General features: G+C 61.6%; 2 protein-coding genes. Both read right to left on the bottom strand.

Going from position 1 to position 1,164, the window contains the following annotated elements; all coding sequences use genetic code 11:
• Window positions 1–250 (bottom strand): hypothetical protein (locus MJD61_13990; protein MCG8556381.1); only part of this gene is annotated, 250 nt, incomplete at its 3' end.
• A gap of 296 nt (window positions 251–546) precedes the next feature.
• Window positions 547–1,164: type II secretion system protein GspN (gene gspN, locus MJD61_13995; GenBank protein MCG8556382.1), on the bottom strand; the 618-nt coding region annotated here is incomplete at its 5' end.

A 1,164-nucleotide genomic window follows, 5' to 3' on the forward strand; every position in this document is an offset into this window, starting at 1 on the left:
CGATCTCGTTGAGTTTCTCGGTGGCATGATAGTAGTCGACGACTTGGGCAACCTTGTGTCGCTCGATTCCGAGCGCTTCCACAAGCGGCTCAACACGTTCCCAGATCCACTTGGCACCGTCTCCTACGACGATGAGTTGCTTGGCTTGTTCCACTCCGAGGGCTAGAAGGTAGCCGGTCAACATGGGGAAGATAGCGTCGCAGTCCCCCAGGGTTTGTTGCTGGATCTGCTCATGCAAGTTGTTCGACACGGAACTCTCCTCGGTCATGCAACCCAAGGAGAGCCTTCCGTGTCGTTCTTGTCGATCCCCCCCTCAAGAACGATCCAATTTCAACTACTTACGCCACCCCGATGGTGATGCATTATGAAGGGTCATTCATCTGCGGCCGCAGCAGCTGGGGCAAAACCCTCGGTGCTTGCGGCGGAAGCCGACCAGGCGCTCGAACCCACACCCGAGGCAGGCCGCCGTTTACGCAGCCATGCTCCAGGATCCCACACCGCAGAGCGGCCTGCTTCTTAGCGTGACAGCAGATGATTTGCTAGGGCCTACGGCTTGTGGCGTCCCGACGGTGTGAAGCGCGCTCGTTTTGCGCTGCCGGTGATTTTATAGCGCAGCCCACCGGCGGGCGTCCTGGCACGCTTGAGCTGCGGTTGCAGCTCCATCAGCTGGAACATGGCCTGCACTCGCGTGCTTTTCTTCTTGTACGTGTCTCCGAAATCGAGCTCCAGTACCAGATCGAACTGGGTGCGCTCCAGGGGTTCTTGCAGCTTCACCGTCCCCTGACCCTGGAGCTTGAGATCGGGTCCCGAGCTGCGCAGCCGGCCGATGGTAGCCACGCCGTCGTTCACTTCCGCCGTGAGCTCGAACTTGCCCGCCTCCACGGGATCGACCGTCAGGCCGTCTCCAAGGCCCGGGATGGGGAACTTGGCCTTGCCGTCCCCGAGCCGGAGCTTCTTGATCGTCAGTGACAACTGACCTTGTGTCTTTTTGGGATCTTGGTCCACGACAAGCTCGACCTGGCCGTCGCCCCGACCCTCGGTGGGCAGCCCGATCAGGGCGTCCAGCAGCCCGAGCTGCTCGAGCTCGACCGAGCGAAGCGTAGCGTCGATCTGCTGTCCGGTGGCGGTTCGCTTCCACGTGCCCCGCAGCGAGCCGCCGCCCAC

It is taken from the genome of Pseudomonadota bacterium (assembly GCA_022361155.1).
In the GTDB taxonomy this organism is placed as follows: domain Bacteria; phylum Myxococcota_A; class Polyangia; order Polyangiales; family JAKSBK01; genus JAKSBK01.